The organism is Stenotrophomonas maltophilia (assembly GCF_004920835.1).
Taxonomy (GTDB): Bacteria; Pseudomonadota; Gammaproteobacteria; order Xanthomonadales; family Xanthomonadaceae; genus Stenotrophomonas; species Stenotrophomonas maltophilia_AQ.
In genome coordinates this window covers 225310-240492 of sequence record NZ_QFHO01000002.1, presented here as the reverse complement: position 1 = coordinate 240492, position 15183 = coordinate 225310, and the positions used below count along the sequence as shown (strand labels likewise).

Below are 15183 nucleotides of genomic sequence, written 5' to 3'. Positions count from 1 at the left end.
GAAAACGATTTCACTGTTTTCAGCAAACCGTCATCCCTTCGCCACGCCAGTACCATATTGCGGAGCAGCATGCGCCCGCGGGCGACCCATGCTAAAAATCGCCCGCCCATCGCTTAGATCGATCCAAGAACGACACTGCGATGGCCGGGAGTTGGGGGAGCAGCAACAGGACGTACCAGGCCACGCGCACGGTGCTACTGCCACTGCATGGCAATAGCGACAATGTCACTTCAAATTAGATCGATTCAAGTTGTCCGTGCCACGTCACCGGATCAATCCAGGAGAGAGGGAGAGATGGGAATGAAGCATTCAACACGTACGCATGGTCAGGACGCACTGGCGTTGGCCATCGCGCTGGCCTTGGCCGCCGCCGTCATTCCGGCTGGCGCCGCCGCGCAGCAGGCCACCTCCACCGGCTCGCAGGAGGCCACCAACCTGGACAGCGTCCAGGTCACCGGCTACCGCTACGCCATCGAGAAGAGCCTGTCACAGAAGCGCGACGCCAACGCCGTGGTCGAAGTGATCACCGCAGAAGATGTCGGCAAGTTCCCCGACAAGAACGTCGCCGACGCGTTGCAGCGCGTGCCCGGCGTAGTCATCACCCGCAGCGGTGGCGAAGGCAAGAGCGTCAGCGTGCGCGGCCTTGCGCCGGACCTGACCCTGACCCAGTTGAACGGCAACTACGTGGCCACGTCGGAAACCAACGACGAAGCCACCCGTTCGTTCAACTACACCCTGCTGCCGTCGAACATGCTGTCCAGTGCAGAACTGTTCAAGTCGCCGGAAGCCCGCATCGACGAAGGCGGCATCGGCGGCACAGTCATCCTGCACACGCGGCGTCCGCTGGACATGGAATCCAACTCGGGCTTCGTCACGCTCGAGGGCACCTCCTCCGATACCCACCACGATATCGACCCGCAGGCCTCAGCCCTGTATTCGTGGCACAGCAAGGACGAGCGTTTCGGCGTGCTGATCGGCGTGACGCAGCAGAAGCGCACCACCCGCACCATGGAAGCCAGCACCGAGGACTACCAGTGGTATGGCGCCGGCAAGGCGCGCGATGCCTATGGCAACGTGCAGGCGCAGGATGGCATCCACTACTGGTGGGGCAAGTCCGGTTTCAACAACCAGACCGGCGGCAACTACAGCGACTTCTTCATGCCGACCTCGGTCAACTTCGCCGTGAAGGAAGAAAAGCGCGAGCGCAAGGGCGGCCAGCTGACCTTCCAGTTCAAGCCGGTGGACAACGTCACGATGACGGCCAACTACTTCCGCTTCGAGCTGCAGGGTGATTACACCCAGAACATGCTGAAGATCCCGGAATGGAGCATGGCCCGCTTCAACGGTGATGGAAACTGGGCCGGCGGCCGCCTGCTCAACGGCCTGGATTTCGATCCCAGCGGAAACACCGTCACCGGCGCCCAGTTCGAAAAGCTGGCTGGAAAGACCTACTACTGCAGCGAAGACCAGGCCAAGGCCGCTGGCCTGAAGCCCGGCGGCTGGGGCCCGGACGACTGCACGGTTCCGACGCCGCAGCTGACCGGTGGCTACAGCAAGGAAAAGGCGCTGTCGCAGACCGCTGACCTGACCATCGACTGGGATATCAGCCCGCTGTGGAAGGCCTCGTTCACCGGCGGCCGTACCTGGTCCGAAGGTGGTCCGTCGATGAACTTCCGCATGTCGGCCAAGCCGCGGCGCAAGGTCGGCAACGATTACCTGTCGGGCAACCTGTACAGCGCATGGGACCTGACCGGCACGCCGTCGGCCACCTTCTCGCCCGACCTGCAGCAGCAGCTGATGAACGGCATCGCCGAAGTCGACACCGGCTCGACCGATTCGTCGTGGAAGCGCACCGAGGTCAAGCAGAACTACTTCCAGGCTGACGTGACCAAGCTGTTCGAGTCGGGCTGGCTGGACTCGATCCAGTTCGGTGCCAAATACCGTGACGGCAAGGTCCATCGCAATACCGGCAACACCTACTGGGTGTGCCCCGGCCGCGACCCGGCCGACTATGACAACAGCCGCTACCAGAGTGGCTGCGATCCGACTGCCGGCGACGCGCAGCCCGGCTTCTTCCTGTCCAATCCGATCAGCAACATTGCCGGCGGCTTCAATGCCAACGTGTTCCCGGGCATCAACTACCCGGCCTACATCGACTACTTGAACAAGACCTACGGCGGTTCGCACAACCGTACCGAGGAAGACTTCGTCTACAACGTCAACGAGAAGATCTACTCGGGCTACTTCCAGGCCAACTTCCGTACCGAACGCCTGCGCGGCAATGTCGGCGTGCGCGTGGTGCGCACCAAGCAGTTCGCGCAGTCCTCCGACTCGATCGAGAAGTTCAACGACTACTTCCTGGACAACGCATCCGGCGCACCGATGGCGTGCACCGATCCGGCCGCTGCGGCCTACCCGACCTACAGCTGCGAGAGCGGCTTCGTGCGCCTGCCGCACGACCTCGCGCAGAGCAAGACGTACGACCTGATCGGCGTGGACCGTACCTACACCGACGTACTGCCGAGCTTCAATATCGCCTGGGACATCACCGACACGCTGGTGCTGCGTGGTGCCGCGTCGAAGGTGATCGCCCGCCCCGGCTACACCGACATCGCAGCTCCGGGCGCACTGAGCTATTACAGCGAAGAGTATGTCAATGATCGCCGCGTTGCCGGTGGCGCATCGACCGCAGGCTGGGTCGGCAAGGGCAGCAACAAGCAGCTGGAACCGTTCAAGGCCACCCAGTTCGACCTGGGCCTGGAGTGGTACTTCCAGCCGGGCGCGGTCGCCGGCGTCGGCCTGTTCCGCAAGAACGTGGACAACTTCACCCTGCCGGTGGTGCGCGACACGCCGATGGTCATCGGCGGTGAAGCGGTGAACGTGCAGCGCTATGAAACCCAGGCCAATGGCCGCGATGGTGTCTCGCAGGGCGTCGAGCTGTATGGCCAGTACACCTTCGATTTCGGCTTCGGCGTGCAGGCCAACTACACCTACAACGACACCAACCTGGCTTCCATTGTGTTGGACGGGCAGGAAATCGGCTCCTCGCCGCTGGTCGGCAGCGCCAAGAACCAGGCCAACGTGACGGTCTTCTACGAGAACGAGAAGTTCCTCGCGCGCGCCTCGTTCAACCGTCGCGGCCAGGTGGTCGGCGGGCTCAACAACGGCCTCACCGTTTACACCGAGCCGTATGACCAGCTGGATCTGAACGTGGCCTACAACCTGACCCCGGACTGGACCCTGACCGCCTCGGTGATCAATGCCACCAAGTCCGAACAGCGCGTGCACCTGGGAAGCGACACCAAGGCACGCCTGATCTCCAATACCTACGCAGGCCGCCAGCTGTACTTCGGCGCCACCTGGAAGTTCTAAGGCAACACCGGGTTGCCCGGGCCCGCCCCGGTGCAACCCACGTCCCGCCCTGGCGGGGACGGTCCTCCACGGCAGCCGCGCTGGTACAGGTGGCTGCTGTTTTTGTTGGCGCTTTTCTTCGGTTCAGCCCTGCGCTTGACCCTGCCAATGTTGGAAGGTGCACACTGGCTCCACCCCAAGAGCACCGAAGGAGCTACAGATGGAATTCCACGTTGAAGGCATGACCTGCGGCGGCTGCGCACGCAGCGTGACCAAGGCGATCGAGCTGGTCGATCCGCAGGCCAGCGTGCAGGCAGATCCGGCCAGCCGTCGCGTGCAGGTGCAGACCTCGGCCAGCGAATCACAGATCGTGGCGGCACTGACCGATGCAGGCTTCCCGCCGCGCACGGCCTGATTCCCTACCCTGCGGCTGCAACGAAAACCCCGCCCGGTGCAGCTGCACCGGGCGGGTTTTTTCATGCATGCAACGCCAGGTCAGTGCTTGTGCGTGCGGCGCCGTACTGCACCGGTCTTCGCGGCCTCCGGCGGTGTCAGGGTCTCTTCGTCCTCGCCCAGCCGCTGCAGGATCGGGCATTCCGGGCGCTCATCGCCCGCACAGCAGCTGATCAACGACTTCAGCGTGTCGGCCATCTGCCGCATGCTTTCGATACGCTGTTCCAGGTCGGCGATGTGCTGTTCGGCAAGATGCTTGACGTCGGCACTGTGCCGCGAGGTGTCGTTCCACAGGCCCAGAAGGTCGGTGATCTCGGCGACCTGGAAGCCGAGATCGCGCGCGCGGCGAATGAAACGCAGGCGGTGGATGTCCGCCTGCGAATACGCCCGGTAGCCGGACTCGGTGCGATCTGCCGCGGGAATCAGGCCGATCTGTTCGTAGTAGCGGATCATCTTCGCCGATACGCTGGAGGCCTTGGCGGCTTCACCGATGTTCATGCGGTTCTCCTTCAGTGGCTCGCAGCGGGGGCATCCGCCATCGGCGGCTGGAAGCGGCGCAGGCGCAGCGCATTGCCCAGCACGAACACGCTGGACAAGGCCATCGCACCGGCGGCGAACACCGGCGACAGCAGCACACCCCAGACCGGGTACAGCACGCCGGCCGCCACCGGAATCAATGCGGTGTTGTAGGCAAAGGCCCAGAACAGGTTCTGTCGGATGTTGCCCAGCGTTGCCTTCGAAAGCGCGATGGCATTCGGCACGCCCTGCAGGTTGCCCGACATCAGCACCACATCGGCCGACTCCACCGCGATATCGGTGCCGGTCCCGATGGCCAGGCCGACATCGGCCTCGGCCAGCGCCGGCGCATCGTTGATGCCGTCACCAACAAAGGCAACATGGCCATGAGTGGCCTTCAAGCGGCGCACCGCCTCGACCTTGCCTTCCGGCAGCACTTCGGCCACCACTTCATCGATACCCAGCTGGCGCGCGATCGCCTGCGCGGTACCGGTGTTGTCACCGGTGATCATCGCCACCTTCAGGCCAAGCTGATGCAGCGCCGCGATCGCGGCCGGCGTGCTCGGCTTGATCGGATCGGATACTGCGATGATCGCTGCCAGGCGTCCATCGATGGCCGCGTACAACGGCGACTTGCCCTGCGCGCCGAGTTCGGCCGCCAGCGCCGCAAACGCGGTGATATCCACGCCAAGATCGCGCATGAAGCGATCGGCGCCGACCTCTACCCGTGCGCCCTCTACGCTGGCGCGCACGCCCATGCCGGTGACCGAATCGAAATCGACCATCGATGGCAGCGCGAGGCCCTGCTCGGTGGCTGCATCGACAATGGCGCGGGCGATCGGATGCTCCGAACGTGATTCCACGGTGGCGACCGCGGCCAGCACTGTGGCGCGATCAAAGCCGTCGGCGATCTCCAGGTCGGTCAGGCGCGGCCGGCCTTCGGTCAGCGTACCGGTCTTGTCCACCGCCACTACCTGCGCGTCCTTCAGCAACTGCAGTGCTTCACCCTTGCGGAACAGCACGCCCATCTCGGCGCCGCGGCCGGTACCGACCATGATCGACGTCGGCGTGGCCAGGCCCATTGCACACGGGCAGGCAATGATCAATACCGCCACCGCATTGACCAGCGCGAAGCTCAGCGCCGGCGATGGGCCGAAGATCAACCAGACCGCGAAGGTCGCCAGTGCGGCCAGCATCACCGCCGGCACGAACCACAGGGTGACCTTGTCGACCACCGCCTGGATCGGCAGCTTCGAGCCCTGTGCCTGTTCGACCATGCGGATGATCTGCGCCAGCATGGTCTGCGCGCCCACCGCCGTGGCACGCACGGTCAGTGCACCTTTCTGGTTGACCGTGCCGCCCACCACGCTGCTGCCCGGCTGCTTCTCGACCGGAATCGGTTCGCCACTGATCATCGACTCGTCGATGTAGCTACGGCCCTCGATCACCTCGCCATCGACCGGCACGCGCTCGCCCGGGCGCACTTCCACCACATCGCCGCTCAGAACCTCGTTGACCGGAATCTCGATCGTGCGGCCGTCACGGATCACATGTGCGACCTTGGCCTGCAGGTTGACCAGGCGCTTGATCGCCTCGGAGGTACGGCCCTTCGCGCGCGCCTCAAGGAAGCGGCCGAGCAGGATCAGCGCGACGATCACCGCCGCTGCTTCGTAGTAGACGTTCACCGTGCCCGGCGGCAACAACCGCGGTGCAAAGGTCGCCACCACCGAGTAACCGAACGCTGCGGCGGTACCCACCGCCACCAGCGAGTTCATGTCCGGTGCCAGCCGCAGCAGTGCCGGGAAACCCTTCTGGTAGAAGCGGCGGCCGGGAATGGCCAGCACCAGCAGGGTCAGTACGAACTGCAGGTACCAGCTGGTCTGCATGCCGATGGTGGCCATCACCCATTCGTGCATGCCGGGAATCAGGTGCGAGCCCATTTCCAGCACGAACACCGGCAACGCAAGCGCGCTCGCCACGATCAGGTCGCGCTTCAGTTCGGCGCGCTCGGCATCCTTCTTTTCGGCGGCCTCATCATCGGACTGCACGCCGGCCTCGATCAGGCGTGCGACGTAGCCGACCTTGTCGATGGCCGCCACCAGCGCGTCCGCGGCTGCCACGCCGCGCACCGTGGCGCGTTCAGTGGCCAGGTTGACGCTGGCCTGGTTGACGCCCGGTACCGCCAGCAGCGCGCGCTCGACGCGGCCGACGCAGGAGGCACATGTCATGCCCTCCACCGCCAGCTCGACGGTGGCGGCCGGCACGTCGTAGCCCACCCGCTCCACCGCCTGGATCAGCGCGGCACGATCGACCGGTCCGGACGCGCGGATATCCGCCCGCTCGGTGGCCAGGTTCACCGAGACACTGCCCACGCCTTCAACCTTGGACAGTGCCGCTTCGACACGGCCGACGCAGCTGGCGCAGGTCATGCCCTCGATGGGCAGGCTGATGGTGGCCGAGCTGGCGGGGACTGCAGTGGCGCGGGGCGTGGTCATGATCGGATTCCCGGGGTTCCTTCTGGATGCGGACAGGCTAAACCTTGCCATCGTGGGAAGGTCAAATCCAGCCACCCCGGGGTTCATGAAGGGGTCCATCCACGCATGGCGTGGATCTACCGAGCGGACGGGGACGCCTTGCGGATCAAGGCCCGACGCCCCCGCTGTCCACCTCAGAAGGTGAACACGTACTCCAGCGCGAACTCGCGGCCAACCGCGCCGAGCAGGCGGGTCGGGGCGAAGTCATAGTCCAGCTTGTACGGATCCTTATGGTTCCAGCTGGCCGAATTGAACACGTTGTTGACGTAGACATTGACCTTGGCGCGTTCGGTCACCTGGTAGCCCATGTTGAAGTTCCAGGTGATGAACGGGCCGACCCGCCCGTAGTAGCGCGTGGTCTGCTGGCCGGCGTTCGGGTTCGGATTGGGCGAGCCATCCGGACGCGTCGCCGGCTCCAGGCAGTTCAACGACGGGCTGTCGCTGGGCACGTAACCGTCGGCGAACGGCAGGCAACCACCAGGATTGTTCAGGCGATCGGTGCCCCAGTGATAGCGAACGCCCGGCACCGAACCGATGCGATCGGCATAGACGTTGGCATTCCAGTTGCCACGCTGCCAGGCCAGGCTCGCGCGCAGCTTGCTGCGCAGGTCACGGTCACGACGCTCCGGGTTCGGATCGTTGGCGTAACGCTGTTCCTTGGTTGAGATCTGGTTGGTGTAGTTCAGGCCGAGCTGGAAGCTGCCCCACTGCGCGGTTTCCAGGCGATAGCGCGCGGTCAGGTCGATGCCCCGCACTTCGCGGCTGGCCAGGTTGAACGGGCCACGTTCAATCGATACCAGGCGACCATTGCTGTCACGGTTCACCCGGGCCAGGATGCCGGCGCAGTATTCACCACCGGCCGGATTGGCCCACGGCGTACCGTCCATGTTCTTGCCGGTCAGGCAGCCCGCCTCGCTGGCCAGCACCTCGTCGGCGCCCACGTCGACGATCATGTCTTCCAGCTTGATTGCCCAGTAATCGGCACTGACCGACAGATTCGGCAGCACATCCCAGACGAAACCGACCGTCCACGAATCACCGGTCTCCGAACGCAGCAGCGGCGTGCCACGCCGGTTCACGTCGAACGTGTACCAGACATCGGTATTGCCCACGCCACAGTTGTTGACCAGGTACGCGCCACTCTGGATGCAGCGCAGGCGGTCATAGGTCTGCACCTCGGAGCTGCTCGGCTGGCCGAGCAGGTAGTGCATGTCCGGCGCATGGAAGCTGGTGGCATAGGAGCCACGCACCAGCAACGACTCCACCGGGCGCCATTCCAGGCCGACATTCCAGGTGGTCTCCTTCTGGCTGCCGATGTCCAGCGCTTCACCGCTGTTGTCAGCCTTGTAGCTGCCATAGCGGTCATAGCGCGCGGCCGCAGTGGCGGTCACGCTTTCCAGCAGCGGAATCTTGAACTCGACGCCGGCCGAATAGCGGGTGCGCTCGCCGCCACCGCGATCGACGTTCTGCAGGTCGAAGTCGATGCCGGCGCGCGGGTCCGGACTGAGGTGGTAGCCCTGCTGCGCGACTTCGGCCACCGCCGCGAACGAGATCGGGCCGGCCCAGCCCTGGAACAGTTCGCCGGTGATATCCGCCGAAGCCTGGTTGACCCATGAGGACGCACGGTTCTTCGCGACCGTGCCCATCTGCCAGTACTGCTCCGGCGTCAGCGGGTTCCACCAGCGCGATTCGTTCAGTGCGTAGATCGCCTCGCCGTCGGCGGTGGTGCCCAGCTTCGGGCCGAGGAAATAGTCGTACGACTTCTGCTTGTCGACCACGTTCTGCCGCTCTTCAACGCGGTAGTAGGAACGGCCCACCGTGGCGCTCCAGTCGAAGCGATCGGCCAGGCGACCACGCAGGCCCGCACTCCAGTCCCAGGACAGTTCGCGGTTGGTGTTACGCAGCGTGTCCAGGCCGCCCACCTCGTTCGGAGTGAACTGGCGCACGCCGAGGATCGGGCGGTTGCGGTTGGCATCCCAGTAGTAGCCGTTGTCATCGTCGATCAGCGACACGCTGGGCGGATTGGTGCCCCATATCGCTTCGGAGCGGTATACCGCCAGGTTGGTCCAGGCCTGCAGGTCGTTGCTGAAATCGAAGGTGGCATACAGGTTGCCGGACACGTTCTCGGCACCACCGGTGAGCAGCCAGTTGGCGTAGTCGGCGCTCATGCCGCACAGGCGGCCGGTGTTGGTGATGGTGTTGGCGGCGTAGTTGTAGACCAATCGATCGGCGGTGTAGTACTCGCCGTCGAATTTCTCGCAGGTGCCGGTGGGCGGCGCCAGGCGCTGGCCGGTCGTGGGATCGATCAGCGCCAGCCCTGCGGTGGGACGGAAGCCGACCTTGCGCTGTTCCATGTTCCAGGACGGATACGGCGCATCGTCGGCATCGTCCATCTGCGGGCGGTCACGCCCGAACAGCGGATCGCGCTTGGTGTACTGCAGTGCGTAGGTCACGCTCCAGTTGTCGCCGGTCCTGCCACCGGCCCAGGACAGGTCCCAGGTATCGCGGCCGCCTTCGGTGGAGGTACCACCGCGCACGCGCACTTCGTCGCCGTCGTAGTTGGTCTTCAGGATGACGTTGACCACACCGGCGATCGCATCCGAACCGTAGATGGCCGAGGCACCACCGGTCAGCACTTCAATGCGCTCCACCGCAGCAGCGGGAATGTTGCCGTAGTTGGAGAAGTTGGTTTCGCCACCGTAGGGCAACGGGTAGTCGGCCACGCGGCGACCGTTGACCAGCAGCAGCGAGCGGTTCGGGCCCATCCCGCGCAGGTTCAGGCCGCTGGCATTGGGCGTATGCGATCCCCACTGCGAGGCGGCTTCAACGGTGCCGGTGGCTTCAGTGAGCGTCTTCAGCGCGTCGTACACGCTGACGAAGCCTTCCTTCTGGATCTGTGCGGCGGTGATCACGTTGACCGGTGCCGGGCCCTCAACGCTGGCGCGCTTGATGCGCGAACCGGTGACGGTGACCGCGTCGAGATCCTTGGTGGACGAACTGGCGGCCTCCTGCGCGCTGGCCGCCAGGGGCAACAGGGCCAGGATCAACGCCTGGGACAGCAGGTGACGACGCTTGCGAACGGACTGAGCCATGGGTGGTTGCTCTTCGAAAGTGTGGACGCACGGACGGTTGGTGGCGCGGCTCTACGGCTGATCCGGGCACCTGGATCGGTTCAAGACCGATACGGCGCCCTCCCCTGTGGATCGATCCAAACTAAAGCACAGCTGAACCACGCCGGGCATGCGGCGACGCAGCAAGACGCGGCGCAATGCCGTTATCGGCTGCACGTATCCAAGACAATCAAAGGGTTGCGAAACATCGCTGAGAAAACGGCGCACACGTCAATGACACGATCGCGACAATCGTGCGCGGAACGGATTTGTCCGCGTACGGCAGCGGGTCGTTGTAGAGCCGAGCCTGCGCTCGGCTGCTGTTGTTCGTCGCGAAGAGCAGCCGAGCGTAGGCTCGGCTCTACACAAGAAGCGGGTTACTGCGCGCCGTCCAGCGCCTGCCGCAGCGCGGCCACAGTGGCAGTGGCGGTCTGGCTCCAGTCCGGATCCAACCCTCGCAAAGCCGGGTTCTGGAACTGCATGGCCGAGCGCCGCAGGCCCTTGGCCGAGGCGTGCAGTTCGGTACAACCGGTCTGCCGTGCAACGGCTGCGATGTTGCCCGGGGCCAGTCCGGCGCCGGCCATCACCGTGATGCGGCCCGCTGCCTGGGTAACGAGGCCTGCCAGCACATCGGCACCGGCCTCGGCACTGACCTGACCGCCCGAGGTCAGCACGCGCTGGCAACCCAACCCGATCACCTGCTCCAGCGCGGCGGGCAGGTCCCGGGCAGCATCAAAGGCGCGGTGGAAGGTCACCTGCAGCGGCCCGGCAGCCTGCACCAGTTCACGGCACAACGGCACGTCGATGCCGCCCTGCGCATCCAGCGCACCGATCACCACGCCATCGCAGCCCAGCGCGCGGCACTGCGCGATGTCACGCAGCATCAGCTCGGTTTCCAACCCGTCGTAGTGGAAGTCGCCCGGGCGTGGCCGCACCAGCACGAAGAACGGAATCGACAGGCGTTCGCGGGCGATCGCGATACTGGCGAACGACGGCGTGGTACCGCCCTCGGCCAGGTTGTCGAACAGCTCGATGCGGTCGGCGCCGCCGGCCTGCGCGGCCAGCGCCGATGCCAGCGAATTGCTGGCGATCTCCAGGGTCAGCCGCGTGCTCACGCCTGGGTGCTCGTGTAGATCGACGGCGAATCACGCAGATCGTCCTGGCGCTGCGCATCGCACACTGCATAGACGAAACCACGATGCAGCGCGTAAGCGCCCACCTCACCCTGCTTGTTCATGGCCAGGAAGCACACCTGCAGTGTCTTGCTCGCTTCCGGGCGCTTGCGCACCACGCGGTCGATCGCTTCGCGGCAGGCCTGCGCGGGAGAACGTCCCTGGCGCATCAGCTCGACCACCAGGAACGAAGCGGCATTGCGGATCATCTCCTCACCCACGCCCGAGGCGGTGGCCGCACCCACGTCGTTGTCGACGTACAGGCCGGCACCGATGATCGGGCTGTCGCCGACGCGGCCGTGCAGTTTCCAGGCCATGCCGCTGGTGGTGCACGCACCGGCCAGGTGGCCCTTGGCATCCAGTGCCAGCATGCCGATGGTGTCGTGGTTGTCGCTGCTGCCGGGAATGCCGCGGCGCTCGGCGTTGATCTGCGGCTGGTACTTCTCGGTTTTCAACCACTCGCGCCAGGCGGCTTCGGCCTGCGGCGTCAGCAGGCGCTTGCGTTCGAAGCCCTGCTGCATCGCGAACTGCTGCGCGCCCTCGCCCACCAGCAACACATGCGGGCTGTTTTCCATCACTTTGCGGGCGACCGACACCGGATGCAGGATGTCGACCAGCGCTGCCACCGCACCACAGCGACCATCGCCGTCCATGATGCTCGCGTCCAGGCTCAGCACGCCGTCGCGATCCGGATTGCCGCAATGGCCAACAGTGGGGTTGCACAGCTCGCTCTCGGCCCAGCGTGCGCCTGCTTCCACCGCATCCAGCGCGCTGCCACCCTGCGCCAGCACCTTCCATGCGGCCTGGTTGGCCGGTACGCCGAAGTCCCAGGTGGAGACCACCCGGGCCCCACCCTGCGTGCGCGCCTGCACGCCCGGCAATGCCGCCATGCCTGCGGCCAGTGCACCGGCCTGCAGGAACTGCCTGCGATCCACCATCTTCCCCTCCCAGTCTGCAATGCACGGCCGGCCCGATGCCGGCCCTGCTGATCAGTCGTGCATGGGCTGCCGCGCGGCGTGCCAGACCGCTGCACCGAGCACACCCAGCTGGCCGTGCTCCACCCGCCAAACCGGTACCTGGCGCAGCACCTCGGTCAGCACGCCCTTGTTGAGGAAGCGCTGACGGAAGCGGCCATCGGCCAGGAAATCCTGCACATGCGCGGAAATGCCCCCGGCCAGGTACACCGAGCGCGCGCCGACGGCGATCGCCGCGTCGCCCGCCAGGCTGCCCAGCCAGGCACAGAACACCTGCAGCGTTTCCACCGCCAGTGCATCCTCGCCGCTGCGCGCGGCACCGATCAGCGCCTCGGTACTGGTCCACACAGGGGTGACGCCGCGCAGTTCGCACAGGCACGGATACAGGTTCATCAGGCCGCTGCCGGACAGCACGCGTTCGTTGTCCACGTGCGGCCAGCGCTGCAGCAGCTTGCCCAGCACCTGCAGCTCCAGTGTGTTGCCGGCACCGAGCGCGGCATGGCCGATCTCGCTGGCCAGCACCGGGCGCTCGCCATCGGCAAAACGCAGTGCCGCGCCCAGGCCGGTACCCGCGCCCAGCACCAGCGCCGGGAAGGCCTGCGCCGGATCGGCGTCGCCGTTCAGAGGCACCAGGGTTTCCGGCTGCAGGTACGGGATCGCCAGCGCCACCGCTTCGAAATCATTGATGAGCTGCAGTTCGCGCAGGCCAGACTGTTCGCGCGTGGTCGACAGCGAGACCGTCCACGGCAGGTTGGCATTGATCAGCACATCGCCATCGAGCAGACCGGCGATGGCCACCACTGCGGTCTGCACCGGCTGGCCGAGACCAGCGGTGAAATCGGCCAGGATCGCAGCCAGGCTGGGGTGCTCGGCGCAGGCATAGGTGCGATGGCTGCCCAGTAGCGGCGCCTGGCCGGGTTGGGTCGCAGCCAAGGCCAGACGGGCGAAAGTGCCGCCGACATCGGCGACAACGAGACTGCGCGGAAGGCCGCCGCGGGCGGAGTCGGTAGAAACCGGAGACGCTGCTGCGATGGTCACGCTGGCCTGCTTGGATCGATTGAATCGCCCCGATTCTCAGGCATCGGGGCGGCTTTGCCTAGCACGCCGATGGTTCAGGTTGGCCTACATGCCTTCCTGTTCGGCCACCTGCACGCCGTCCACCAGCACGCGCAGGCGCTGCGGGCGGAAGCCGGCAAACAACAATGGCCGGGTGCGCTCGACCAGCACTTCGTGGCCGGCGATGTGGCGCAACCACGACTGTACCAGCGAGAACGAGAAGTGGGTGCCCGGGTGCAGCGGATGCTGCACCCAGACCTTTTCGGTAGCGCTCTGCAGCAGCATCGCACCGGTGAACCAGTGGCGGCTCAGCGTCACCGGCGTGGTGCCGGCCATGAAGCGGATATCCATGCGGGGTCCTTTCGCGTTGGGCAGCGGCGCCCTGGATCAGGGCTGGGCAGTCTGCAGGCTGTAGCTGGTGGTGGCGGTGAAAACCGCGCCATCGGGCTGGGTCGAACGCACTTCAACCTTGTGGCTGCCCACCGCCAGATCGGTCGGCAACGCGCCGCGCCACAGGTGCGGCGATGCGGTGGCCTCCGGCGAGCGATCGTAGCCACGCAGGTTGTTTGCAAGATCGTCGGCCACGTTCTCCACCATCAGGCGCGGATCGGGCTGGCTGACCTGCTTCATCGGCTGCCAGGCGCCGCCATCCACGCGGTACTCGACCACGCTGGCATCCTCACCCATGTAGACATTGGCGTAGACACCCCACGCCGGGTAGGCGCCCTGGCGCAGCACCTTGGGGGCATGCAGGCCGATCTGCTCGCTGGCCGGTTGGCCGGCCACGCGATACTGCAGCTTGTAGCTGCCATTGCCAGCCACGTCGAGCAGCGCATAACCCTTCGGCGTGCCATCGCTCATGGTGCTGTCCGGCACGCCGGCGACGTCCTTCACCCCCGACCAGAACGCACCGCAGTTGGCACCGACGTTGTACTCGTGCAGCGGCTTGTCGCCGTTCCAGCCCTCGGCCTTGCCGTGGTAGACGTGCTGCTGGGTGTGGCTGTGGCCGCTGAGCACCAGCACGTTGCGGAAATCCTTCAGCAGGTCGAACAGGCGCTGGCGGTCGGCGTGGCGGAAGGTCTCGCGCCCCGGCGCGGCGTCGAACAACGGGATGTGCATGCCCAGCACCAGCAGGCGGTCCTTGTGCAGGCCCTTCAGGTAACTGGCAAGGAAGGCGAACTGGTCTTCGCGCAGGCCGCCGACGTACTTCGGCTTGGCCTTGGGGTCGTAGACCACGTCGTCCAGGAACACGAAGCTGGCGCCGCCCTCTTCCACCGCGTAGGTGTCCGGGCCATAGATGTTGCGCCAGCTGTCCAGCGAATGTTCGTCGCTGCCCGCATCGAAGTCGAGGTCGTGGTTGCCCGGCACATGGAACCACGGCACGCCAAGTTCGGTGGTGACCTTGTTGATCGCCGGATACAGAGTCAGGTCATCGTTGACGATGTCACCCAGGGTGGTGCCCATGCGCGCCCTGGTCTGGCCGACCAGCGGTGCCACGATCGACTGCTGGTAGTAGCCGATGTCCTTCAGGCTGGCGGTCTGCGAATCGGTGAACACCAGCATCTGGAAACCACGGCGGCTGTCGTGGCGGTCCGACTGCAGCGCGAAATCCCAGTTGCGGGTGACATCGCTGGTGGCGGCGATACCACCGTACTTCAGTGCCGGTGAACCGTTCGGGCGGTAGTGGCGCCAGAACGACGGCAGGCCGTCGGTGGCCTTCGGGAAAGCGTAGGCATCGGGCTTGATCACGAACACGGTCTGGCCGTCGCGCACCGGCAGGCTGTAGCTGCCATCGGCGGCAGTCTTGACGATGGCTTCGCCGTTGGAGACCTGCACCCCGGCCAGGCCCGGATCGGTCGCACCGCGACCCGGCCGGCCATCGCGCTCCAGATAGACCTTGCCGCTGACCACGGTGTCCGCGGCCCAGGCCGGCGAGGTCAGCAACAGGCAGCACAGCCAGGTGGCAGGCAGTTTCATGGGCGGTCCGGGGAAAAAGAAGACCGCCTATTGTAGATTC

The 15183-nt window shown here is 65.6% G+C and carries 10 protein-coding genes; 2 read left to right on the top strand and 8 right to left on the bottom strand.

Annotated features, from left to right (window positions below; all coding sequences use genetic code 11):
• Positions 1 to 294: 294 nt before the first annotated feature.
• Complete coding sequence (locus DI041_RS02565) at positions 295 to 3372, top strand: TonB-dependent receptor (protein ID WP_136639912.1); 3078 nt, start codon at positions 295 to 297, stop codon at positions 3370 to 3372.
• Between the two features lie 199 nt (positions 3373 to 3571).
• Positions 3572 to 3766, top strand: a complete 195-nt coding sequence (locus tag DI041_RS02560; RefSeq protein ID WP_012510895.1) for a heavy-metal-associated domain-containing protein — start codon at positions 3572 to 3574, stop codon at positions 3764 to 3766.
• Positions 3767 to 3846: 80 nt separating this feature from the next.
• Here the strand turns inward: DI041_RS02560 and cueR are convergent, their stop codons facing one another.
• From cueR to DI041_RS02520, 8 genes are all read right to left on the bottom strand, one after another.
• The gene (gene cueR, locus DI041_RS02555; protein WP_046985969.1) at positions 3847 to 4302 is read right to left on the bottom strand and encodes a Cu(I)-responsive transcriptional regulator; all 456 of its coding nucleotides are present in this window, start codon (positions 4300 to 4302) and stop codon (positions 3847 to 3849) included.
• An 11-nt stretch (positions 4303 to 4313) separates the two neighbouring features.
• Positions 4314 to 6815, bottom strand: coding sequence for a heavy metal translocating P-type ATPase (locus DI041_RS02550; protein ID WP_136639911.1), 2502 nt, complete (start codon positions 6813 to 6815; stop codon positions 4314 to 4316).
• Positions 6816 to 6988: 173 nt separating this feature from the next.
• A complete protein-coding gene (locus DI041_RS02545) occupies positions 6989 to 9946 on the bottom strand; it encodes a TonB-dependent receptor plug domain-containing protein (RefSeq protein WP_046985967.1) in 2958 nt (985 codons plus the stop codon).
• A gap of 395 nt (positions 9947 to 10341) precedes the next feature.
• Positions 10342 to 11079 carry a copper homeostasis protein CutC gene (locus DI041_RS02540; RefSeq protein ID WP_136639910.1) on the bottom strand — a complete coding sequence of 246 codons (738 nt, stop codon included), beginning with the start codon at positions 11077 to 11079 and terminating at the stop codon, positions 10342 to 10344.
• Positions 11076 to 12074, bottom strand: coding sequence for a glycosylasparaginase (locus DI041_RS02535; protein ID WP_136639909.1), 999 nt, complete (start codon positions 12072 to 12074; stop codon positions 11076 to 11078). Before DI041_RS02535 ends, DI041_RS02540 begins: the two co-directional genes overlap by 4 nt.
• A 51-nt stretch (positions 12075 to 12125) precedes the next feature.
• Positions 12126 to 13148, bottom strand: coding sequence for a glucokinase (locus DI041_RS02530; RefSeq protein WP_136639908.1), 1023 nt, complete (start codon positions 13146 to 13148; stop codon positions 12126 to 12128).
• 84 nt (positions 13149 to 13232) lie between these two features.
• Positions 13233 to 13517, bottom strand: a complete 285-nt coding sequence (locus DI041_RS02525; RefSeq protein WP_005409434.1) for a hypothetical protein — start codon at positions 13515 to 13517, stop codon at positions 13233 to 13235.
• 36 nt (positions 13518 to 13553) lie between these two features.
• A complete protein-coding gene (locus DI041_RS02520) occupies positions 13554 to 15143 on the bottom strand; it encodes a calcineurin-like phosphoesterase C-terminal domain-containing protein (RefSeq protein WP_136639907.1) in 1590 nt (529 codons plus the stop codon).
• Positions 15144 to 15183 lie beyond the last annotated feature (40 nt).